Raw genomic sequence first — 21,040 nt, 5'->3', positions numbered from 1 at the left:
GACTACGGAAGAGAGCAATACCCTTCGTTATAATCGATCAGTTCTGTGATGGTCGGATGTTCACCGCATATGGCGCAGTTGGGATTTTTTGGCACCTTCACTTTTCTGAAGGTCGTCTTCAGTGCGTCATATACGAGCAAAGAGTTCTTTAAAGGATCTCCTTTTCCGAGTATCAGTTTCAGCACCTCAGTTGCCTGAAGACTTCCGACAACTCCGGTCAGTACGCCCAATACGCCGGCTTCCTGGCATGACGGCACCAGCCCGGCAGGAGGAGGCTCTTCGAAAAGGCAGCGGTAACAATGACCTTCTCCGGGAATTATTGTCGTGACCTGGCCCTCGAACTTCAGGATCGCGCCGCTCACCAACGGTTTTTTTGCCATGACACAGGCGTCATTGACCAGATACCTCGTCGGGAAATTGTCACTGCCGTCAACCACGATATCGTAGTCCCTGATAATGTCAATGATGTTGTCTTTTGATATCCTGACCTTATGGGCAATTATATTGACGTCTGGATTGAGCGCCTTAAAGGTCTTTTCTGCCGATTCGACCTTCAGCATGCCTATGGTATGAACGTTATGTGCGATCTGCCGCTGGAGGTTGCTCAGTTCGACAACGTCATTGTCGATCAGACCTATGGTGCCGACACCTGCGGCAGTCAGGTAGTACCCCACAGGACATCCAAGTCCTCCGGCCCCGACAATGACCACCTTTGCATCGATGATCTTTGCCTGACCCCGGCCGCCGACCTCGGGCAGGATGATATGTCTGCTGTAACGCTGAAGCTGCTGCTCGGTGAATTCCATTAATCGTTGTCCTTTCTTATGGATAAGACCCAGTCAGTATCGTTTATCTTTACGACATTCAGGACCTTCTGTCCATGCTCTTTCATGGACCTGGGAATGCTCCTGGTCGCCTCTTCATAATCAAGCAGGACCTCAAGGACCTGTCCTGTCTCCATGGATTCCATAGCAAGCTTTACCTTAACAAAGGTATAAGGACATACAAGGCCTCTGATGTCGATCCTTTTATCCTGCTTGATCGTATTCAAGATAGCGCCTGCCAGACTAATGGTGTCCTTTGCCCTCAACGCGGATGAAGACTGTTTTGCCAGCTACGATCGTTAACTTATTGATCTCCTTCATGGCGCTGACAACGCCTTTCTCTTTTGCCATATGCGTCAGCACGACCAGAGGCACAGCCTTGCCTTCCATGCGGTCCCTCTGGATGACCGAGGCGATGCTGATGTTGTGCTTGCCGAGAATGCCGGATATCTTTGAGAGCACTCCTGGCTTGTCGATCGCGGAGAAGCGGAAATAATACATGGACATCACATCTTCCATTTTCATCAGAGGGATCGGTTTTTGAGTGTTCGCGAATGCACGAATTCTGCCGACTGAATTGGCCGCAATATCCCGCGCAATGTCTGCAATATCGCTCACCACCGCACTGCCTGTCGGAAGGTCTCCGGCGCCACGGCCATAATAGAGCGTTGAGCCGACAGCGTCACCTTCTACATAGACCGCATTGAAGACACCATCAACCTTCGAGATCAGGAGCTCTTCAGGAACCATAGTAGGATGCACTCTGAGTTCAACCTGTCCGTTCGTTTCTTTCGTAATACCGAGCAGTTTGATCTTGCAACCCAACTCCCGTGCAAACTCGATGTCCAGGGGGGAAATCCAGGAGATGCCCTCTCGATAGACGTCTTTGATCGTAAACTGTCTCCCAAAGGCGATTGAAGCGAGGATCGCAAGTTTGTGCGCCGAATCAATCCCTTCGATATCATAGGTCGGGTCTGCCTCTGCGTAACCAAGTCTCTGGGCCTCTTTCAGCACATCTGAAAACTGGGCCTTCTCTGCTGACATTTTAGACAGGATATAGTTTGTGGTGCCATTGATGATACCATACACTGCCTTGATCCTGTTTGCGACAAGCCCTTCTCTAAGCACCTTTATAATCGGTATGCCTCCTGCCACTGCAGCCTCGAAACCCACTTCGACACCCGCCTTTTCCGCAGCCTTGAATATCTCTATGCCATGGGTGGCAAGCAGTGCCTTGTTTGCGGTCACAACGTGTTTGCCTGCGCGAATAGCTTTAAGAATCATCTCTTTTGCGATTGTCGTGCCGCCTATGAGTTCAACAATGATATGTATCTTCGGATCGTTGAAAAGCTCCTCTGCATTTGAGGTCAGTACGCCCTTCGGGATCCTGATACCGCGGTCCCGTTTGATGTCAAGGTCAGCGATCTTCCGAAGATTGATATCAATACCTGTTCGCTGCTTCAGCAGATCCCTGTTTTTCAGCAGTATACCTGCCGTGCCTGTGCCGACTGTCCCGAAACCGATAATCCCAACGTTAATCATATGCTTAGCACCCTCTTTATGTTTTTAGTTGTTTGTTATACATCTCTTCTGCGTTTATGGAGCTTCTCACCAGCGGACCGGAAGCAACATGCCTGAATCCCATGCGGAGAGCCGTTTCGTTTAAATCATCAAAGACGTCAGGCGGAATATATTTTACCACAGGGAGATTTTTCTTGGTGGGCCTCAGATACTGTCCGATCGTAATAAAATCACAGCTGCTTCTGCGAAGGTCTGCAAGCAGTTGAACGACCTCATCCATGGTTTCTCCCAGCCCGAGCATAAATCCTGACTTGATAGCCGTTGCCGGCGACAGCTCTTTTGCAGCCTTCAGTAATGAAAGCGATCTCCGGTAATCAGCCTGTTGTCTCACCACAGGATAGAGCCTCTGCACGGTCTCCATATTATGATTAAAGACATTCGGCTCTGCCTCAAGAACTATCTTGAGCGCATTGATATCACCCCTGAAATCCGGGGTAAGCACCTCGATCCGTGCTTTGGGCAGTCTTCTTTTCACCGCGCGTATCGTCTCTGCAAACTGGCCGGCGCCGCCGTCAGTCAGATCATCGCGGGTAACCGAGGTGACCACGACATATTTCAGGTTCAATTCTGCTGCCGCCCCAGCCACCTGTTCAGGTTCATCAACATTTACGGCTACGGGGGGTGCTGATGTCACGGCACAGAAACCGCAGTTGCGGGTACAGTGCGGGCCGAGGATAAGAAAAGTTGCAGTAGGCTTAGAAAAGCACTCGCCCCTGTTAGGGCAGCGTGCATCCTCGCATACCGTAGAAATCCCGTGTCTTCGCAGAAGCTGCTTTGTGTCATGGAGCCCGGTATGTGGCCGGGTCTTGATCCATTCAGGGAGCCGCAGGAAGGAACCTCTTCTTAGTCCCGGCCGAAGAAGGCTATCGCCTCTTTTACCTTGCGGAGGTCGACCCTGGTATTGAAGCAGGGGCCAAAGGGCCGCTCGTTAGGAATGCCAAGCACAGGAATCGGGTAAGTGTCCACCAGTCCGCTTGAAAGATCGCGTTCGCAGGCCACTGCAATAATCGCCTCAGGCCTGACCTCCTGAACGATCTTCCTCGCAAGGGTGCCGCCTGTCGCAACGGAGAGGTTGAGTTTGAATGCATCACTGATCTCGATGAGATCCTTGATCTCGCATCTGCCGCACCGTTTGCAGTTATAAATATTATGCGTGATCCGGATCTCACAGTCGCTGATCTGGAGACAGTGGGGCAGCAGGATAAGTATCTTCTTTGTCCGCGTCTTCTCAGCCCTGACCAGCCTGTTGTTCATGCGGATGACCGCATGCTGGAATGCCTCTTTCCTGCTTTTCATAAACGCAGCGATAAGCATGAGAATAGGATAGAATATCTTGAGGACAACGCCCCGTGATATTTTACGGATGGTCAAACCGCATCCCTTCCCTGATATGACGGCCGCGGGCAAAGGCAGCCCCGGTCATCGTTTTCTTTCCTTCAGGCTTCAGTTCCATCAGGGCGAGAATGCCCTTCCCGGTGCCAACATGGAGTTCGTCATCCTGTATCTTCAGAATGCTGCCGGCCGTTTCTCTGGAATCAGCATCAACAACCCTCGATTTTATGATCGTGATCTTTTCCCTTTCAAATACGCACTGGCCGCCCGGCCAGGGGTACATACCTCTTATCAGGTTGAATATCTCTGTTGCCGTTGAGGACCAATCAATCTTTCCGTCTTCCTTTCTTATGATCGGTGCATAGCGTGATTCCCCTGCCTGGGATACCGGATGGAGAGACCCGCTGGAGATTCCCGTGATGGTCCGTATCAAAAGATCAGCGCCCATTTCAGAGAGCCTGCTGCCCAGGGACACGGCATTGTCCTCAGGCAGTATATCTGTCTCTTCCATAAGCAGAACGTCGCCGGTGTCAAGTCCTTCATCCATAAGCATGGTAGCAACGCCCGTCATTGAATCTCCGCGCACAATCGACCACTGAATGGGAGCAGCTCCACGATATTTCGGAAGAAGCGAGGCATGCACATTAATACAGCCATAAGGAGGCAATGCAAGCATGGCAGGCGGGATAATCCTGCCGTATGCGACCACAACAATCATATCAGGCTTCATCGCGGCAATGGTCTCGAAGAAATCTTCAGAACGTATGCCTGCAGGCTGAAGCACCGGGATGCATTGAGATACAGCGTATTCTTTTACCGGTGGCTGGGAAAGTGTATGTCCCCTGCCCTTTACCCTGTCAGGCTGGGTAACGACAGAGACGACATCCTCTCCTGATGAAATGAGTTTATTCAGCGATGGTACGGCAAAGTCAGGGGTGCCGAAAAAGATGATCCTCATCTCCGATTACTTCTCGGCTCTGGCAATTTTCTTGTAGCGCTTCTTGAAAAATTCGCGTTTGATCGGACTGATCCTGTCGATAAAAAGAAGCCCGTCAAGATGGTCTATCTCATGCTGAATGGCAATGGCAAGGAGTCCGCCGGCCTCGATCTCTACTTCTTTTCCCTCCCGGTTAATGCAGCCCACAATAAGCTGCTCGGCACGCGTAACCTTGGCGGTATATTCGGGGATGCTGAGGCAGCCCTCCTCGAACTCTATTTCTCCCTCGCTCTTTAAAATAGAAGGGTTTATAAGAACGATAAGTGGATACTGCTCCTCCCGGGAACTGACGTCTATTACCGCAAGCCTCTTTGAGACGCCGACCTGGGGAGCGGCAAGACCGACCCCGGGAGCCGCGTACATGGTCTCGACCATGTCGTCTATCAGTATCTGCAGGTTTTCATCAAAGGCAGTAACAGGTGCAGCCTTTTTCTTCAGCACCGGCTCGGGGTATTTTTTAATTTCACGAATGGCCATGGTTAATTATAAAACATTTCTTTCATGAGGGTCGATACCAGCACTTCTATTTCATTGAATTTTCAGCGTGGGCGTGGCATTATGTAGACAATATTTCTTTGCAAATCACCTATTCAGGAAGAACAATTACTACATCATGACAAAAACCCGCAGCTATGCTGTCTCGGGCCTTATCGATATCCTCAAGCATAGGGGCAGACCGAAAGAAACCCTTGAGCAGTTCTCTCAGTCCCTTGACCGCAGGGACAGGGCCTTTTTGATGGAGATCGTCTATGGCGTGATGAGAAACCTCTATGCACTTGATGCGATCATCGGGACGTTCATTAAAAATACCAAAACACTCAGCGACGAGACGACCAACAACCTCCGCATCGCGCTGTATCAGATCCTCTTCATGCGGGTGCCTGGCTATGCCGTTGTCAACGAATCGGTCGAGATGGAAAAGCGCGGCGGCAAGCCGTCCCTGGTCAATGCCGTGCTCAGGAACCTGCTTCGCGGAAAGGACAAGACAGTGCTGCCCCTGGTTTATGATGATATCGTCAAGGATATATCGATAAATACCTCACATCAGGACTGGATGGTCAGACGCTGGCTCACCCGCTATGGCGCGGATGAAGCCCGGCTCCTGGCGGAAGCAAATAACCGCATACCGCCCCTTGTCCTCAGAGCAAATACGCTCAGGATCTCTCGTCAGGAACTGCTTCATGGACTTACTGAAAAGGGTGTTTCAGCCGAACCGGTCCGATATTCGCCGGACGGCATTGTCATAGGCGGTGAGACTTCATACCAGGACCTCTCCTCCTTTTACGGCCTTTTTGCCGTTCAGGATGAGGCGTCTCAGCTGATCAGCTGTCTTTTGGCTCCCGAAAAAGGAGAAAGGGTGCTCGACGCATGTGCTGCTCCGGGCGGCAAGACAACCCACATTGCCCAGATGATGGAGGATGAGGGCGAGATCATTGCGGTAGAGAAAGACCCGCAGAGGATTCTGAAACTCAAGGAAAGTATCGCGGCCCTTGGCGTTCAATCAGCAGAGGCTATCAGGGCCGATATTGGTGAACTGAAGGGCCTCGGGGCTTTTGACAGGATCCTCCTCGATGCACCCTGCTCCTCCACCGGCGTAATCAGGCGCAACCCTGATGTGAAATATCGTCATACCTTGAAAGACATAGTTGCATTCGGGAAAAAACAGAAAGAGCTGCTGCATGCCGTCACCCCTTTTCTGCGTAAGGGCGGCCGGATTGTCTACTCGGTCTGTTCGATCGAACCTGAAGAGGGCGAACAGGTCATCAGGGAGTTCTTGAAGACAACAGATGAATTCCGTATTATAGATGCTGATCAGGTATACATGAAACCATTTGTGACAGACGGCTTATTCAGGACTTTTCCCCATAAAGACAGCATGGACGGCTTTTTTGGAGCAATATTGTGCAGAAAGGCATGAACAGTTTTCTGAGGGTGTCCCTCTTTTTTGTGCTTTTTGTCGTTTTCGGTTTGACCTTCGGGTTCCTCACCTTCAAGATCCTGAGCTTCAGCAGAACGGTCGAGGTGCCTTCGATCATGAATATGACCGTAATCGAAGCGGACAAGGTTCTTGGAAAAGCCGGGCTTGATCTGAAAATTGAAGGAGAAGACTTTGATTCTGTCATCCCTTTGGGCAAGATCGTCCGGCAGGATGTTCCGCCGGGAAAAACCGTAAAGGAAAAACGTGCCATCAGGGTTGTTATCAGCAAGGGGCCAAAGGTCCTTTCGATTCCGCTGCTCGTAAACGAAACCCTTCAAAACGCTGAGTCCATCCTTGTACAGAAGGGGCTCAGGATCGGCAAGGTTATCAATGTCCACTCAGATGGTATCGAAAAGGGACTCGTCGTGGCCCAAAGACCTGAACCTGACGACAAGCTCACTGACGTGATCACCGTATTGGTGAGCGCAGGTCCCCATGATCAGACATATTATTGCCCGGATTTCCAGGGCAGGCAGATAGAAGATGTCCGGGAAGTGGCGCAGAAGATGGGACTTGAGATCGAAACGCAGGGGACAGGCAGCATTGTCAAGAACCAGAGACCGAAGCCGGGTGCAGTGATAAAGAACAGCGAAAAACTCTACCTTGAAATGAAAGAGGTTACGACACCATGATCCAGATTGCCCCATCCATTCTCTCGGCGGATTTCATGCGCCTTGGGGAGGAGATACACGCAGCAGAAGCAGCAGGAGCTCACCTTATCCACCTTGATATTATGGACGGTCATTTTGTGCCGAATATCACCATTGGGCCAGCTATTGTGGCAGCCATCAGAAAGATCACAAAGCTGCCGCTTGACGTGCATCTCATGATCGAAGACCCTGATAAATTCCTTGCAGATTTTGCAAACGCAGGGGCAGACTATCTTACCGTGCATGCTGAAGCTTCGGTGCATCTGCATCGATCTGTACAGTGGATCAGGGAAAAGGGGATCAGGGCAGGAGTCTCAATCAACCCGGCAACGCCAGTAGCGCAGCTCGAAAACATCATTGCAGATATCGACCTTGTACTCCTCATGTCGGTGAATCCCGGCTTTGGCGGACAGAAATTTATCCCGGCGACCATGGAGAAGATCAGGAAGGTCAAGGATATGATCATGACTTGTGGTTCCGGTGCGCTTATCGAGATCGACGGAGGGGTAAAACAGGACAATGCTAAAGAGATCGCTGACGCAGGCGCTGACATTCTTGTTATGGGCTCTGCATTCTTTGAGTCGGGCGATTACAAAATAACCATGGAGAAACTCAATGATAACCTCAGAAATCGATAAGCTCTTTGAAGAGGCAGAACTGCTCAGACAGAAAAGCCGGTATCCTCAAGCCCTGCTCGTGTTTAGGCAGGCCCTGAAAAAAAGTCTGACGGAAAAGAACCAGGAGAGCGCCGTTGCATGCCTCTTGTCTATTGGCGATGTAAACCGGATGGTAGGCGATTTTGAGCGCTCGGAAAAGGCCTACGCCGATGCAGTCACCATGGCGAAGAAGATCGGCAATGAAGAGGCCGTAGCGGACGCAAAGGCCGGTATCGGACTTTCACGGCGCGGCAGAGGAGACTGGAAGTATGCGCTGACCATGCTCACTCAGGCGCTGAAGTTCTACCGAAAAAAACGGGACAGGGAAGGCGTTGCCTTCACGCTCTGGTCAATGGCAGGTTCCCTGAGAATAAAAGGGGACGTTCCGGGAGCACTCAAGACCTACAAAGAAGCATTCAGGGCCTTTCAGGCGCTGCGTTCTCATTCCGGTATCGGATACTGCCTCTGCGGTCTGGGCGGCAGTTCCCGCATAGCGGGCAAATTCGAGGAATCACTTGCCTATTATCTTTCCGCAAATGAGATATTTCACGGCCTCTGCGATACCTTTGGCACTGCCTATTCTCACTGCGGAATCGGCAATGCGCACAGGATGATGGGAGATTACCGGAAAGCCCTGGCATCCTTTGCAAAAGCGTCAACCCTCTATAAAAAGATCGGCGACAGGGTCAGCTACTCCTATACGCTCTGGAGCATGGGGACGACCCATAAAATGCTCCACGATCATACGGCAGCCGAAAAACTATTCAAAGAGGCTCAGGGGTTCTTTAAAAAGACAAAGGATCCGCGCGGACTTATCTACTGCCAACTCGGCTTTGGCGAACTCGCGCTGCTTCAGGGGAAGAATGCTGCGGCTTTGCGGTATTTCAGGGATTCCCTTGACCAGGCGAAAAAATACGGCTTCAGGGTCGAAACCTGCCATGCTTCCATGCTGCTGTCGTATGCCTCTGGAAAAAAGAATATTGTCTGTTATAATACCCTGGGGCTGGCAATGGACTTTAACGAGGCGCCGTTTAATATTCCCTGATTTTTCGATACGATTTCCACCTATACATATAAATACTCTTTGGAGAACGTTTTATTTGAGAATTTTGAATCTGCCGAACATGCTGACGGTTGCACGCATTATTATTATACCGATGTTCGTCACTGCCGTTATTTACCAGAAGCACCGGTCTGCGCTCGCTCTGTTCGTTATAGCCGCACTGACCGACCTGCTCGACGGTTTTATTGCAAGGGTCACCAACCAGAAGACTGCCCTGGGGCAATTCCTTGATCCGCTTGCTGACAAGGCCCTCCTCATCTCCTCCTTTATCCTGTTTTCGGTCCAGGGATGGATTCCGCTCTGGCTTACGATAACGGTCATCAGCCGGGATCTCATTGTGGTTATCGGCTGGTTTCTGCTGTATCTGCTCAGTCACCGCTCAACGATAGAGCCTGTGATGCTCGGCAAGACGGCCATTGCCCTGCAGCTTATAACGCTTGCTCTGGTACTGCTGAGCATTAACCTGTCCTCAAAAATTCCTCAGCAGGAGCTGCTTTTTGCGGTCACTGCACTAGTGACCGGCATCTCGGGGATTCAGTATATCTACAACGGACTGAGGCTCGCCGATGCGATCTGACAGGGGCATCACGGTCGAGAGTATCACTGCCGGCAGCATTGCAGAAGCCGCCGGCCTCCGTGCCGGTGATATTGTATGCACGGTCAATTCCTCGCCCATGCGCGATGTCATTGATTTCATGTTCCATAAAGATGAGGATGAACTGAACATCGGCTTCCGTCGCGACGGGGTCAGGAAGAAAATCAGCATATTTTCTGACAGCGGCGCTGACCTTGGCATATCGTTTAAGCCGATGAAAGTCAAAATTTGCAAAAATAACTGCATCTTCTGTTTTGTCAGGCAGCTTCCAAAAGGGCTCAGAAAACCGCTCTATATCAAGGATGAAGACTACCGGCTTTCATTTCTGTATGGCAATTACACAACTCTCTCCAACATCACGGTCGAAGAGAAGAAACGGATTGTCGAGCAGCGGCTCAGTCCCATGTACATCTCGGTGCATTCGACCAACAAGGCGCTCAGAAACAGGATGTTAGGAAACCCCAGGGCATTGGATATCCTCAAGGAGCTCAAATTCTTTGCCGACCACAAGATCAGGATGCATATCCAGATCGTTGTCTGTCCCGGACTGAATGACGGAAGGGAATTGCAGTCTACAATCCGGGATATCTACCGGTTCTATCCGTATGTATCGTCGATTGCCGTGGTTCCTGTGGGGCTTACAAAACACCGTAAGATGCAGCTCACCCCGGTATCAAAAGAATCGGCGCTGAAAACGCTTGATATCGTGAGTGCCTTCCAGAAGCGGTTCAGAAAAAAGCATGGCGAGGCGATCGTGTACTGTGCAGATGAAATGTTTATCAAGGCAGAAGCACCTTTTCCGCCGGTGCAGGAATATGGAGAGCTTCCGCAGATCGAAAACGGTGTAGGCCTGGTGCCCCTGTTTATCAGTCAGGCGCGCAAACTGAAGATTCCCCGGACGATCAGCAATAAAAACCGGGTGCTGACCTTTACCGGAACATCCTTCTATCCTTACCTGAAAAAATTCATCGGCCGTCTTGCTGAGAAGGAACAGCTGCCGGTAGATGTAATTCCGGTAAAAAATGCCTACTTCGGCGAAACCGTAACAGTCACCGGGCTGCTGACCGGCAGAGACGTTATTTCGGCGCTTCACGATAACAGTGATAACTGCGATGTTCTTGTGGTCCCCGATGTTGTTCTCAGGGAGGGCGATACCCTCTTTCTTGATAATGTCTCCCTGAGGGATCTCGAAGAGGCAACAGGCCTGAAAGTCGTGACAACGGACGGCACGCCCCAGGGCTTTATCGATACGCTTGCAGGGCTCGGATAACCATGCGCATCACCGGAAAGACCAGAGTTGCCGCCCTTTTTGGATATCCTGTTGAACATACACTCTCCCCGGTGATGCAGAATGCGGCGTTTAGTCATCTGGGGTTAGACTACTGCTACCTGCCCTTTTCCGTGGCCCCTGAGGCGCTGAAGCAGGCAGTCGAGTCGATCCGGGCTCTCTCTTTCATCGGTGCAAACCTTACCATCCCCCACAAGGAGGCTGTTCTCCCTCTGCTTGACGCCATCGATAAAGAAGCCGCCGTTATCAGGGCAGTCAACACGATCGTAAACCGGGGAGGGAAACTGTCCGGATATAACACTGACGGCAAGGGTTTTATGCGCTCCCTCGAAGAGCTGGGGGTTGCTGCGGCAGGCAAGCAAGTCCTGATTATTGGCGCAGGCGGCTCATCGCGGGCCATCGGCTTTTACCTCAGCAAAGAGGCGAAGGTCCTGACACTCTATAACAGGAGCAGGGAAAAGGCGGAGGCGCTGGCAGCGGATCTTTCCTCCGCAGGGGGGACGGTTACAGCAGCTTCGGATATCGGGCATCTTGGGGGTTTCGATATCATAATCAATGCGACTCCGTTGGGCCTCAGGCAGTGCGATCAAATGCCGCTTGATCCTGATATGTTAACTCCTTCCGTGGTCGTCTGCGATCTGATCTACCATAAAACTCCACTTCTAAGCCGGGCAGACGCGAAGGGCTGCAAAACCGTCTCAGGTGCGGGCATGCTGCTGTGGCAGGGAGCCCTTGCCTTTGAGCTCTGGACAGGCAGCATTCCACCTGTGGAGATCATGAGAAGTGCACTCTTGAGCCATCCGGCCTGATGCGCTGGCATACTTTTTGCCTTTACTAACTAACCTGCCTTATGATAAACTTTTTTCATGACTAAAAAGTCTCTTTTCGTCATTCTTATTTGCGCCTCACTGGCTTTTTTTCTCCTTATTCGCTCGGAAAAAGGGACTAAGCTCGATGTTCAGCTCAAGGGCGATTCCTTTTTCGAGGGGCTGAAGATTGTTAACAGGAAAAATGGTGTAACTGACTGGATATTGTGGGCAAAAAGAGCGGATATGTCCAGAGACGGAAAAGAAGCCCTGCTGAGCGGCGTTGAGGTGAAACTTCAGGGGCATGGTATGACCGTTTTGGCTGATAAAGGGGTGTACGACATGGAAACCCGGCAGATATCCGTAGACGGAGTTCTGCATGCGAAGAACAGCAATTTTGCACTCACCACGAGCAATGCCCGTATTGACGGCAGCAGGGGAAGTCTTGATACTGCCGGAGATGTACGAATCGAGGGGAAGAAGTTCGAACTCGAAGGAAAAGGCATGCAGGCGGAAAATAACGACCATAAAGTGAGGATACTGAAAGATGTCAAAGCTACTTTTAACCGTTAGTCTTTTTTCCCTTGTACTCCTTCCCGGCATTTCATTTTCCGAAGCGCCAAATCCTGCCCAAAAAACGAAGCTTGCCGAGAGCGCCAGGACCTCCGGAAGTTCACGGTCAAAAGTAAAAGGTCCTGTGACGGTGACCTCCGAGACACTGACCGCAGACAACCAGGCCCATACCGCCCTTTTTGAAAAAAATGTGGACGCCAAGACCTCTGAGATGACGATGTCTGCGGACTGGATGCTGGTGCACTACACTGACCCTGGCGGAGATATAACGAAGATCGAATCAAAGGGGAATGTGAAGGTGCAGAAGGAAGACAAGGTGATGACATCCCAGGAAGCCACCTACTTTGCAGAGTCGCCCGAGAGGATCGTATTTTCGGGCAGCCCGCGGGCCTTTGACGGCCAGAATGTTGTCTCCGGAAACAGGATAACCTATTTCGTGGATGACGACCGGTCCTTTGTGGAAGGCGGAAGCAAGGTAATCATGAAGAGCAGGCAGGACCGGTAATGCACCTCCTTGAGGTTAAAGGTCTTCAAAAGAATTACGGCAAAAGGCTTGTCATAAAGAATGTCGATCTTTATGTCTCCACCTCCGAGATCGTCGGACTTCTTGGTCCAAACGGCGCTGGAAAGACAACCACGTTTTACAGCATTCTCGGTCTTGTCAGGCCCGAGGGGGGAAGAATTCTCCTTGACAGCCAGGACATCAGTAATCTCCCCATGTATCAGCGGGCCAGAAGAGGTATCAGTTATCTGCCGCAGGAGCCGTCGATCTTCAGAAAACTTTCGGTTGAGGATAACCTCAGGGCTGTGCTTGAGATCAAGGGCCTGGGCAGGGATGAGATCGAGACGGAGCTCAAGAGTCTTCTCCGCGAATTCAATCTTACCGAATTCTCAAAAAGGGACGGATACAAACTGTCCGGAGGCGAAAGAAGACGGACCGAAATTGCACGCGCCCTGGCAACAAGGCCTACGTTCATACTGTTTGACGAGCCCTTTGCAGGCATAGACCCGCTGGCGATCATAGAACTGAAGAAGATGATGATCTACCTCAGATCAAAAGGTCTCGGCATCATCATCACGGACCATAATGTGAGGGATACCCTCTCGATCACCGACAGGGCATATATTATCAGCGAAGGTGAGATCCTCGAAGAAGGCACACCGGAAAAGCTGATTGCGACCCCCAAAGTAAAAGAGGCCTATCTCGGCGAGGAGTTCAGGCTCTAATGGCTCTGCAGAACCGCCTGGAAATCAAGCTCGGCCAGAAGCTGGTTCTCACCCCCCAGCTCCAGATGGCGATCAAGCTCCTTCAGATGCCGCAGCTTGAGCTTTCCCAGACGCTTACGACCGAGCTGACAGAAAACCCGTTCCTCGAGGAATCAGTCGAAAATCTTTCTCTAGAGGAGCTTTCTTCTGAGGAGAAAGATTCTCTAGAACCTGCAGATGACGACCGGGATGACGCAGAACTTCCCCTTGAAGGCCTTGCCAGTTTTACTACCGATGATTATTTTGACGAGCGCCGTTCTGACGGCAGAGATCTCGGGTATTTCACACCCGGCACGACAACACATCCATCCTTTGAATATTACCTGAGCACCGCACCGGACCTTTATGACCATCTCATCATGCAGCTTCGCCATAGCAGGGATGAAGATGATGTGCGAAGAGTGGCGGAAGTCATTATCGGCAATATTGACGAGAAAGGGTATCTCCTGCTTCACGCGGATGAGCTCCAGCAGACTTCCCAGTCGACTCCCGAGATCGTGCAGGAGGCGCTCATGCTTGTACAGAGCTTTGACCCTCCCGGTATAGCCGCCCGTGACCTCAGGGAATGCCTCCAGCTCCAGCTCCGGCCTCTCAACCTCACCGGCACCCTTGTCGAGACGCTTATACTCAGCCATCTTGAGCTGATCAGCCGGAAGAAATATCAACAGGTGGCAAAGACCTGCAATGTGACGCTTGAGGAGATTATGGCTGCCGTCAAGGTCATTGAAGGGCTGAATCCGAAGCCCGCACGCAGTTTTTCTACGGATGCGACCAACTACATCACTCCTGATGTGTATATCTTCAAAACGGACGAAGGATATCAGATCGTATTGAACGACGAAGGCATGCCGAAGCTCAGAATAAACAGCTACTATCTGCGGCTGCTCCAGCAGAAGAACCTGGTGCCCAAAGAAGAGCGTCACTTTTTGGAGGAAAAGCTCCGCGCTGCAAAAGACCTGATCAAGAGCCTCGATCACCGGAACAAGACGATCTACCGCGTTACGGAATGTATCCTGAACTACCAGAAGGATTTTTTTGAAGCAGGCGTCAGTCATCTGAGACCGCTCAACCTCAAGGATATCGCAACGGAACTGAACCTCCATGAAAGCACGGTCAGCAGGGTAACCTCCACCAAGTATCTAGCCTGTCCCCGCGGCATCTACGGGTTTAAATACTTCTTCAGCAATGCCATTCCAAGCGACTCAGGAGAGCTTTCTTCTACCTCGGTAAAAGATATGATAAAGACGATCATTCTGGAAGAGGCAGCAACCAGCCCGCTCAGTGATATGAAGATCGTCGATATCTTCAAGAGCAAGAATATAACCATCGCAAGAAGGACCATAGCAAAGTACCGGGAGGAACTGAAGATTCCCCCGCAGAGCCAGAGGAGAAGATAGGATCTCCACCCTATCCTCCCACAGAAAGGAGATAATCATGAACATCATCGTAAACGGCAGACACCTTGAAGTAACACCAGCCCTCAAAAACTATTCGGAGGAGAAGATCAGGAAATTCGAGAAATTTCTTCCCGAAGGATCGGACGCAACCGTTACCCTCAGCGTCGAGAAATACCGGCACAAGGCGGAGGTCCTGCTGAAAACGAACGGCGTGCTTATTCAGGCGGAAAGCGTGACCGGCGAGATCTATTCTTCCATCGACGAGGTCTCAGAAAAACTCGACCGGCAGGTGAAGAAGTACAAGGAAAAGCACAGTTCTTACCGGAAAGGCGCGTCAAAACAGTCAGAATTGACAGAACGGGAGCCGGCTGCACATGAAGGCGGAAAGATCATAAAAAATAAGCGGTTTGACCTCAAACCCATGAACCCTGACGAAGCAGCAATGCAGATGGAACTCCTTGACAAAGACTTCTTCGTCTTCATGAATGACAAGAGCAATGTAATCAATGTTATTTATCGCAGAAAAGACGGCAATTTCGGACTGATTGAGCCTCAGTAGCATCCTGCAGATGGCAGCGAAAAAGAAAACGGATAGTGCGAAGGCCCCGGCTGCAGCCAGAAAAAGCGGCCGGGGAGCTCGCATCCTTATCGTCAGCGGTCTTTCCGGCTCAGGGAAAACCGTAGCCCTTCGGGCTGTAGAGGACTCAGGATTTTATTGTGTCGACAATATTCCGGTATCCCTCATCAGTTCCCTGATCGGCAAGATCTCACAACAGAGCGGGTCAAGACATATCGCGATCGGGATTGATATACGCGAAAAGGAATACCTTAAAGATAGCAACGCCGCTGTTGCATTGCTCAAAAAAAAGTTTTCGCTCCAGATCCTGTTTCTCGAAGCAGAACCTGCGGTGCTCGTCAGAAGATTCAAGGAGACGAGAAGACCTCACCCGCTTGGCGGCAGTCTCGAAGAAGCGATCATGGCCGAGAAGAAGGTCCTTTCAGGGCTCAAGGCAAACGCAGACAGGGTGATTGATACATCCACTCTCTCTCCGCATGAACTGCGGAAACTGATAACGTCCCTCTATGCTCCGGCAGCCGGACATAAAGATCTTGCGGTCAGCATCATATCCTTCGGCTTTAAATACGGTATCCCGCAGAACATCGACCTGCTCTTTGATGTGCGGTTTCTTCCGAACCCGCATTTTGTGCCGGGACTCAGGGAACTTACCGGCAGGGACAGGAAGGTTTCCGATTTTGTCTTTTCTCAGCCGACCACAAAACAGTTCATGAAGAAAGTGAAGGACCTTCTGGGCTTTCTCATTCCCCACTATATCCGGGAGGGCAAATCGTACCTGTCGATCGCCTTTGGCTGCACCGGGGGACGACACCGTTCCCCTGCCATTGCCGAGGAAATTTCAAAATTCATGGCAAAGGGAAACCTGGAGCCGCATATCATCCATCGGGATATTTAGAAAACTTTTTATACTCCTCTTTCGTCAGGCGAAAATATGATCTTATGCAGCTGCATGTTGAGCCGTACTTCAAGCCTGTCCTGAAGAATCCAGCCTGCAAGCTCCCGCGGACTGATACTGCCTGCTGCCGGAGAAAAAAGGACCGTGCAGCGTCTCTCCAGCCCTTCTTCCAGCACAATCTTCTGTGACCACTCATAGTCGTTTCTGTCGCCGATAACGAATTTGATCTCATCTTCCGGCTTTATATGCGCCAAATTGGCAAGATTGTTTTTTCCGCTCATGCCGCTTGACGGCGTTTTTATATCCATAATCACGACCGCCCTGCTGTCCAGACAACTGATATCCAGCGTGCCGTTGGTCTCAATAAGCACGCGGAATCCTGCATCGAGCAGGCGCTTCGTAAGCTCAGCCACTTCATGATGCTGCAGCAGCGGTTCACCGCCGGTAATTTCCACCAGACGGTGTCCTGCCTCCGCAACTTTATCCATAATCCGGTCTATGGAGATCTCCGTTCCCTTATCATAGGAGTAGGCGGTATCGCAGTAGGAGCAGCGGAGATTACAGCCGCTCAGCCGGATGAAGGTGCAGGGAGTTCCCGCATAAGTTGATTCTCCCTGAATGCTCGCAAACAGTTCACAAACTATCATTGGACTCCTTTTAAGCTGCCGACCTGATCGTCATAAATCCGGAAAAAAGTATGAGCACCCCGCCAAGCAGCGAATTGTGGCCCGGCAGCTCCCCGAGAAAGATCATACTCAGCAGGATTGCACATACCGGCTCCAGATAGCCGAGCACCGCGGCCCTGCCAGCAGAAACATCCTGGAGGCCGCGATAGTAGAGCATCGGCGCTACGATCGAATGGATCAGACCCATGACAAGAAAGCTCCAGAGTGCATGCATGGGGAATTGCCTGACAAAGGGAGCAAGGCAGACCACCATAGTAATATTTACGATATAGGTAAGCATGAAGGGACGATACCCACTGGCATACTTCCTTGCGAGGATAATAATAACCGCATAGGCAATTCCTGAAGCAAGGCCGGACAATACGCCGGTCATATGCCCACGCGGAGTCGAAAAACCGTCAAGCATGATCCAGAGGCCCATGGATGAAATTGCGATAGCGCCGATAAGGATCCTGGTAATCTTTTCCTTCAGGAAAAGGGCAGCCAGAACAGCAACGATAATGGGAGCAGTATAATGAGTCAATACCGCATTTGATATCGTCGTTGTTTTGAATGCATAAAAAAAAGCGAGACTGTTGAGAAGACTGACCAGACCTAACAGCACTGGTGCGGTCAGCTTCTTTCTGTCCGTTATTTCCGTAAGGTATCCCCTGTTCCATGCGATAAGCGACTGTACAACCACAGCTATCAGCAGGGAATAGAAGAGGAAAATATGCACCGGCAGATCAGCAATCCTGAAAACGATGCCGATGGAACTCCAGAGAAATATGGAAAGGAGAATGTAGATCTGGGACATCAAAGGGCTTTACTGTTTCCGGAACTTCTTTGTTAAAGCCTTTTCGACATGAGGAGGCACCAGGCCGCGGACTGAGCCGCCGAGGGACGCCATCTCCTTAACGATCGTAGCAGTAAGATAGGAGTATTCTTCGCTCGGCATCATAAAGACCGTCTCGATGTCTGATGAAAGGCGCCGGTTCATAAGCGCCATCTGCAGTTCATACTCAAAATCCGATACCGCGCGCAGACCCCTGATAATAGCAGCCCCTTTTCTGTCTGCTACATAATCCACCAGCAGACCGTCGAACCTCTCTGCAGAAACCCCTTTATATCCCTTCAGCGTTTTGCGGATCAGGATGAGACGCTCCTCAACCGAAAACAGGGGGTTCTTCTTCGGGCTCGGAGCAACGCCCACGATAAGACGGTCGAATATCCTCAGACCTCTTCGCACAAGGTCAAGGTGACCGTTCGTGAAAGGGTCAAACGTGCCGGGATATATGCCTAATCTTTCGCTCATAGTTCTTTCCTGTACAGGGCAAGTCTTGTGTCGCCATACCGGTATTGTTTCTTCAGCTTAAGTCCGCCAACGGCCTCGGGGACAATCGCTTTCGCTCCATGCTCGCACAGCAGCAGACCCTGCGCATCTAACATACCATATTTGTCGATCAAAGGAAGTATTTTCTCTATTTCAGATGACGCATAAGGCGGGTCGGCAAAAATAATGTCATAGGTCTCTCCGGTCATCGAAGCTCTCCTGAGGAATGCTTCAGCCTCTTCACAATGCACTGACGCCCTTGCTGCCAGATTGAGCTTATCGATCAGGTCACTGATTGCCTTTGCCCTGGGGCGGACCGATTCGACAAAGACGGCATTCTCAGCCCCGCGGGACAAAGCTTCGATGCCAACCGTGCCAGTGCCGGCATACAGATCGAGCCAGGATGCACCCTCGACCTCGTTTCGCAGGATATCAAAGATAGCCTCGCGCACCTTTGCCGGTGTCGGTCTGAGGTCGTCCTTGCCTGCCCTCTTGACAAAGAGCTTCTTCGAGCCGATCTTTCTTCCCTTAAACTCTCCAGCCGAAATTCTCATGATATATATCCTTCTGATCTCAATTCTGTATCTTCGTGTCCACGAGCACTATCACCGGGCCTGAGCCGGGCCTCGCAGCTCCAACATCTCTGATAACGCCGCTGAATCTGATCTCAGTCCCGTTGGCGATATGCCCGATGTTTGAAGGGCCTCTATTGACAAGCACGATATTATAACCGGCTCGCGCCGGCGCAGTCCGGTTTTCGACCAGGATCTTGTATCCGTTTCTGCCGATTCGCACCTGATACACGGTCCCTGCCCAGGAAACTCTCTTCCCGCGTATGGACAGAAAGTATGCCTTTATCTGCTGCCTTGAATACTTCGTTGTATCGAGATGTTCAGCAACATGCCTGAAATCGAGCGATCTGACCTGAGCCGGAGGACGTGCAGTCCTTTCATCCCTCCTTTCCGGTTTGAGAGGCTCCCCCTCAGGTGCTGGTTCAGGTTTTGACGTCTTTGGCCTCACCTCGCTTTGCTGAGATTCAGTTGAAGATTTTCTCTCCGGAACTTCCGCCCTGGGGGAAGCCTCCTGCGGTCTCTGCGCATCAGGCTTATCAATAGTGATTCTGATCTTCTCTTCCTGCGAACGGTCTTTGGAGCATGCAGGGACCAGAAAAGAGGCGGCAAGCAGCAGTATAATGACCTTATGCGATTTCATTGAAATCCTCCGGAATGTCTGCATTGATCACAGCATAGAGCTGGACAGGTTCTGAGATACCCTTGACCTGCATGGGTTCGAGCCTGACCACCTCAACGTGGTCCTTAACAGCATTATACGTGCTTTCGCTGATAAGGAGCTGCCCTTTTGCCGTATGCGATTCTATGCGCTGGGCAAGGTTCACGCCAGCTCCTATTACCGTGTATTCAAGCCGCAGTTCCGAACCTACGTTGCCGGCAACGGCATCGCCGGTATTGATGCCGATCCCCATGTTGACCTGGATGTCTCCATGCTGCCTTCTCTCTTCATTGATACGTGCTATTTCCTTCTGCATTTCGATGCCTGTAAGGATGGCCCTGAGTTCATGATACCTCTGGTCTAGCGGTGCATTGTAGAGAACCATGATGGCATCGCCAATGAATTTATTGAGCAGCCCGCCGTACCGAAACACAATATCAACCATTTTGCTGAAGTATCTGTTCAGGATATCGAGCACCTTTTCCGGCGGCAGGGACTCTGCAAGAGGCGTGAATCCCCGAATATCGGCAAACAACACGGTCACTACCCTTTTTTCGCCCTTGAGGTTCAGAAAATCCTTTTCCTTCAGGATCCTCTCTGCAACCTGGCTTGATACATACTTGGAGAAGGTGTTCTTGATGAACTCGCGCTCTTTCAGCCCCTCAACCATCTTATTGAAGGCATGGGCCATATCAGCGACCTCATCCTTTGTCCTGATCTCCACGCGCTGCTCAAGGTCCCCATCCTCAACACGCTTCATTGCACCCGCAACGCTGCCAAGAGGGTCCGTTATCTTTTTTGAGATGATGAACGCCCCGGCTACACCGAGGCCTGCAAGGGCAATGCCCGCGCTCATCCAGAGAAGGACTGAAAGGAGTATCTGCTTCTGCAGGGGAACCAGACTGAAGATGATCCTGATATCTCCGATATGCTGTCCGTCTGAATCTATAGCCACGGCAACTGACTTGAATTTGCGGTAGGCTTCCGCGCCCTGAACGAGCTGCACAAGCGCTGCATCCCTGGTCCCCTCATAATCGACCCACGTCCGATTGATCTGTCCTGCAAGCACGTTTCTGTTTCTGTCCGATACCACAACGCAGGCGATCCTTGCATCAAAGGACATAACAATGTCAATAAAACGCTCCAGGTCTGCGCTCTTTGTGGAATCGTTGACCATGATCTCACTGATCAGCCTTCCTGCAATCACTTTTGCCATCATCCTGCCATACGAAGCCATGGACGAATAGGTCATGTCCACTTCACTGCGTATAGTCCCAAACATGACCGTGGCAATGATTACGGTCTGGATAAGGATCATGAAACCAGCTATTTTA

General features: G+C 51.1%; 26 protein-coding genes. 13 read left to right on the top strand and 13 right to left on the bottom strand.

All coding sequences use genetic code 11. The features are described from left to right. Positions 1-2: 2 nt before the first annotated feature. The 7 genes from moeB to def are packed head-to-tail and all read right to left on the bottom strand — an operon-like array spanning position 3 to position 5,211. Positions 3-806, bottom strand: coding sequence for a molybdopterin-synthase adenylyltransferase MoeB (moeB, locus tag HZB31_10390; GenBank protein MBI5848335.1), 804 nt, complete (start codon positions 804-806; stop codon positions 3-5). Next, on the bottom strand, positions 806-1,051 hold the full coding sequence (locus HZB31_10385; protein MBI5848334.1) for a sulfurtransferase TusA family protein: 246 nt from the start codon (positions 1,049-1,051) through the stop codon (positions 806-808). Before HZB31_10385 ends, moeB begins: the two co-directional genes overlap by 1 nt. Before the next feature lie 16 nt (positions 1,052-1,067). Further along, the gene (locus HZB31_10380) at positions 1,068-2,366 is read right to left on the bottom strand and encodes a homoserine dehydrogenase (protein MBI5848333.1); all 1,299 of its coding nucleotides are present in this window, start codon (positions 2,364-2,366) and stop codon (positions 1,068-1,070) included. 16 nt (positions 2,367-2,382) lie between these two features. Beyond that, a complete protein-coding gene (lipA, locus tag HZB31_10375) occupies positions 2,383-3,315 on the bottom strand; it encodes a lipoyl synthase (protein MBI5848332.1) in 933 nt (310 codons plus the stop codon). Next, positions 3,249-3,776, bottom strand: a complete 528-nt coding sequence (locus tag HZB31_10370; GenBank protein ID MBI5848331.1) for a DUF116 domain-containing protein — start codon at positions 3,774-3,776, stop codon at positions 3,249-3,251. The genes lipA and HZB31_10370 overlap by 67 nt, the downstream gene beginning before the upstream one ends. Beyond that, complete coding sequence (locus HZB31_10365) at positions 3,763-4,695, bottom strand: methionyl-tRNA formyltransferase (protein MBI5848330.1); 933 nt, start codon at positions 4,693-4,695, stop codon at positions 3,763-3,765. The genes HZB31_10370 and HZB31_10365 overlap by 14 nt, the downstream gene beginning before the upstream one ends. 6 nt (positions 4,696-4,701) lie before the next feature. Continuing rightward, positions 4,702-5,211 carry a peptide deformylase gene (def, locus tag HZB31_10360; GenBank protein MBI5848329.1) on the bottom strand — a complete coding sequence of 170 codons (510 nt, stop codon included), beginning with the start codon at positions 5,209-5,211 and terminating at the stop codon, positions 4,702-4,704. A gap of 136 nt (positions 5,212-5,347) precedes the next feature. Here def and rsmB point away from each other — a divergent pair, with 136 nt between their 5' ends. From rsmB to rapZ, 13 genes are read left to right on the top strand one after another with little or no spacing between them, the layout of a single operon-like run. Then, entirely contained in the window at positions 5,348-6,652 is a 1,305-nt protein-coding gene (gene rsmB, locus HZB31_10355) for a 16S rRNA (cytosine(967)-C(5))-methyltransferase RsmB (protein ID MBI5848328.1), read from the top strand. Beyond that, entirely contained in the window at positions 6,649-7,344 is a 696-nt protein-coding gene (locus HZB31_10350; protein MBI5848327.1) for a PASTA domain-containing protein, read from the top strand. Before rsmB ends, HZB31_10350 begins: the two co-directional genes overlap by 4 nt. After that, positions 7,341-8,000 carry a ribulose-phosphate 3-epimerase gene (locus tag HZB31_10345; protein ID MBI5848326.1) on the top strand — a complete coding sequence of 220 codons (660 nt, stop codon included), beginning with the start codon at positions 7,341-7,343 and terminating at the stop codon, positions 7,998-8,000. The genes HZB31_10350 and HZB31_10345 overlap by 4 nt, the downstream gene beginning before the upstream one ends. Next, the gene (locus HZB31_10340) at positions 7,978-9,063 is read left to right on the top strand and encodes a tetratricopeptide repeat protein (protein ID MBI5848325.1); all 1,086 of its coding nucleotides are present in this window, start codon (positions 7,978-7,980) and stop codon (positions 9,061-9,063) included. The genes HZB31_10345 and HZB31_10340 overlap by 23 nt, the downstream gene beginning before the upstream one ends. A gap of 55 nt (positions 9,064-9,118) precedes the next feature. Further along, positions 9,119-9,658, top strand: coding sequence for a CDP-diacylglycerol--glycerol-3-phosphate 3-phosphatidyltransferase (gene pgsA / locus HZB31_10335; GenBank protein MBI5848324.1), 540 nt, complete (start codon positions 9,119-9,121; stop codon positions 9,656-9,658). Beyond that, a complete protein-coding gene (locus tag HZB31_10330; GenBank protein MBI5848323.1) occupies positions 9,648-10,946 on the top strand; it encodes a DUF512 domain-containing protein in 1,299 nt (432 codons plus the stop codon). Before pgsA ends, HZB31_10330 begins: the two co-directional genes overlap by 11 nt. Before the next feature lie 2 nt (positions 10,947-10,948). Then, the gene (locus HZB31_10325; protein ID MBI5848322.1) at positions 10,949-11,773 is read left to right on the top strand and encodes a shikimate dehydrogenase; all 825 of its coding nucleotides are present in this window, start codon (positions 10,949-10,951) and stop codon (positions 11,771-11,773) included. Positions 11,774-11,830: 57 nt separating this feature from the next. Further along, positions 11,831-12,343 carry an LPS export ABC transporter periplasmic protein LptC gene (gene lptC / locus HZB31_10320; GenBank protein MBI5848321.1) on the top strand — a complete coding sequence of 171 codons (513 nt, stop codon included), beginning with the start codon at positions 11,831-11,833 and terminating at the stop codon, positions 12,341-12,343. After that, a complete protein-coding gene (locus HZB31_10315) occupies positions 12,318-12,848 on the top strand; it encodes a hypothetical protein (GenBank protein ID MBI5848320.1) in 531 nt (176 codons plus the stop codon). Before lptC ends, HZB31_10315 begins: the two co-directional genes overlap by 26 nt. Next, positions 12,848-13,570 carry an LPS export ABC transporter ATP-binding protein gene (gene lptB / locus HZB31_10310; GenBank protein ID MBI5848319.1) on the top strand — a complete coding sequence of 241 codons (723 nt, stop codon included), beginning with the start codon at positions 12,848-12,850 and terminating at the stop codon, positions 13,568-13,570. The genes HZB31_10315 and lptB overlap by 1 nt, the downstream gene beginning before the upstream one ends. Further along, a complete protein-coding gene (gene rpoN / locus HZB31_10305; GenBank protein ID MBI5848318.1) occupies positions 13,570-15,006 on the top strand; it encodes an RNA polymerase factor sigma-54 in 1,437 nt (478 codons plus the stop codon). Before lptB ends, rpoN begins: the two co-directional genes overlap by 1 nt. Before the next feature lie 37 nt (positions 15,007-15,043). Continuing rightward, positions 15,044-15,565: a ribosome-associated translation inhibitor RaiA gene (gene raiA / locus HZB31_10300; GenBank protein ID MBI5848317.1), complete on the top strand. Its 522-nt coding sequence runs from the start codon at positions 15,044-15,046 to the stop codon at positions 15,563-15,565. A 10-nt stretch (positions 15,566-15,575) separates the two neighbouring features. Beyond that, a complete protein-coding gene (gene rapZ / locus HZB31_10295) occupies positions 15,576-16,478 on the top strand; it encodes an RNase adapter RapZ (GenBank protein ID MBI5848316.1) in 903 nt (300 codons plus the stop codon). Between the two features lie 8 nt (positions 16,479-16,486). Here the strand turns inward: rapZ and HZB31_10290 are convergent, their stop codons facing one another. The 6 genes from HZB31_10290 to HZB31_10265 are packed head-to-tail and all read right to left on the bottom strand — an operon-like array spanning position 16,487 to position 21,024. Further along, entirely contained in the window at positions 16,487-17,125 is a 639-nt protein-coding gene (locus tag HZB31_10290; protein ID MBI5848315.1) for a radical SAM protein, read from the bottom strand. 10 nt (positions 17,126-17,135) lie between these two features. After that, positions 17,136-17,960, bottom strand: coding sequence for a DMT family transporter (locus HZB31_10285; GenBank protein ID MBI5848314.1), 825 nt, complete (start codon positions 17,958-17,960; stop codon positions 17,136-17,138). A 9-nt stretch (positions 17,961-17,969) separates the two neighbouring features. Continuing rightward, the gene (coaD, locus tag HZB31_10280) at positions 17,970-18,458 is read right to left on the bottom strand and encodes a pantetheine-phosphate adenylyltransferase (GenBank protein ID MBI5848313.1); all 489 of its coding nucleotides are present in this window, start codon (positions 18,456-18,458) and stop codon (positions 17,970-17,972) included. Further along, positions 18,455-19,030, bottom strand: coding sequence for a 16S rRNA (guanine(966)-N(2))-methyltransferase RsmD (gene rsmD / locus HZB31_10275; GenBank protein ID MBI5848312.1), 576 nt, complete (start codon positions 19,028-19,030; stop codon positions 18,455-18,457). The genes coaD and rsmD overlap by 4 nt, the downstream gene beginning before the upstream one ends. Positions 19,031-19,049: 19 nt before the next feature. After that, a complete protein-coding gene (locus HZB31_10270; GenBank protein ID MBI5848311.1) occupies positions 19,050-19,688 on the bottom strand; it encodes a hypothetical protein in 639 nt (212 codons plus the stop codon). Then, complete coding sequence (locus tag HZB31_10265) at positions 19,675-21,024, bottom strand: adenylate/guanylate cyclase domain-containing protein (protein ID MBI5848310.1); 1,350 nt, start codon at positions 21,022-21,024, stop codon at positions 19,675-19,677. Before HZB31_10265 ends, HZB31_10270 begins: the two co-directional genes overlap by 14 nt. Between the last annotated feature and the right edge of the window lie 16 nt (positions 21,025-21,040).

This window comes from Nitrospirota bacterium (assembly GCA_016235245.1).
GTDB lineage: Bacteria > Nitrospirota > Thermodesulfovibrionia > Thermodesulfovibrionales > UBA6898 > UBA6898.
Note: the sequence above shows the minus strand (reverse complement) of the source record. Positions and strands in the feature narration are given on the sequence as shown.

Coding starts and splice junctions, on each gene's coding strand:
- moeB (MBI5848335.1), bottom strand. CDS start 806: ATGGAATTCACCGAGCAGCAGCTTCAGCGTTACAGCAGACATATCATC.
- HZB31_10380 (MBI5848333.1), bottom strand. CDS start 2,366: ATGATTAACGTTGGGATTATCGGTTTCGGGACAGTCGGCACAGGCACG.
- HZB31_10365 (MBI5848330.1), bottom strand. CDS start 4,695: ATGAGGATCATCTTTTTCGGCACCCCTGACTTTGCCGTACCATCGCTG.
- def (MBI5848329.1), bottom strand. CDS start 5,211: ATGGCCATTCGTGAAATTAAAAAATACCCCGAGCCGGTGCTGAAGAAA.
- rsmB (MBI5848328.1), top strand. CDS start 5,348: ATGACAAAAACCCGCAGCTATGCTGTCTCGGGCCTTATCGATATCCTC.
- HZB31_10350 (MBI5848327.1), top strand. CDS start 6,649: ATGAACAGTTTTCTGAGGGTGTCCCTCTTTTTTGTGCTTTTTGTCGTT.
- HZB31_10345 (MBI5848326.1), top strand. CDS start 7,341: ATGATCCAGATTGCCCCATCCATTCTCTCGGCGGATTTCATGCGCCTT.
- HZB31_10340 (MBI5848325.1), top strand. CDS start 7,978: ATGATAACCTCAGAAATCGATAAGCTCTTTGAAGAGGCAGAACTGCTC.
- HZB31_10330 (MBI5848323.1), top strand. CDS start 9,648: ATGCGATCTGACAGGGGCATCACGGTCGAGAGTATCACTGCCGGCAGC.
- HZB31_10325 (MBI5848322.1), top strand. CDS start 10,949: ATGCGCATCACCGGAAAGACCAGAGTTGCCGCCCTTTTTGGATATCCT.
- lptC (MBI5848321.1), top strand. CDS start 11,831: ATGACTAAAAAGTCTCTTTTCGTCATTCTTATTTGCGCCTCACTGGCT.
- HZB31_10315 (MBI5848320.1), top strand. CDS start 12,318: ATGTCAAAGCTACTTTTAACCGTTAGTCTTTTTTCCCTTGTACTCCTT.
- lptB (MBI5848319.1), top strand. CDS start 12,848: ATGCACCTCCTTGAGGTTAAAGGTCTTCAAAAGAATTACGGCAAAAGG.
- rpoN (MBI5848318.1), top strand. CDS start 13,570: ATGGCTCTGCAGAACCGCCTGGAAATCAAGCTCGGCCAGAAGCTGGTT.
- raiA (MBI5848317.1), top strand. CDS start 15,044: ATGAACATCATCGTAAACGGCAGACACCTTGAAGTAACACCAGCCCTC.
- rapZ (MBI5848316.1), top strand. CDS start 15,576: ATGGCAGCGAAAAAGAAAACGGATAGTGCGAAGGCCCCGGCTGCAGCC.
- HZB31_10290 (MBI5848315.1), bottom strand. CDS start 17,125: ATGATAGTTTGTGAACTGTTTGCGAGCATTCAGGGAGAATCAACTTAT.
- HZB31_10285 (MBI5848314.1), bottom strand. CDS start 17,960: ATGTCCCAGATCTACATTCTCCTTTCCATATTTCTCTGGAGTTCCATC.
- coaD (MBI5848313.1), bottom strand. CDS start 18,458: ATGAGCGAAAGATTAGGCATATATCCCGGCACGTTTGACCCTTTCACG.
- rsmD (MBI5848312.1), bottom strand. CDS start 19,030: ATGAGAATTTCGGCTGGAGAGTTTAAGGGAAGAAAGATCGGCTCGAAG.
- HZB31_10270 (MBI5848311.1), bottom strand. CDS start 19,688: ATGAAATCGCATAAGGTCATTATACTGCTGCTTGCCGCCTCTTTTCTG.
- HZB31_10265 (MBI5848310.1), bottom strand. CDS start 21,024: ATGATCCTTATCCAGACCGTAATCATTGCCACGGTCATGTTTGGGACT.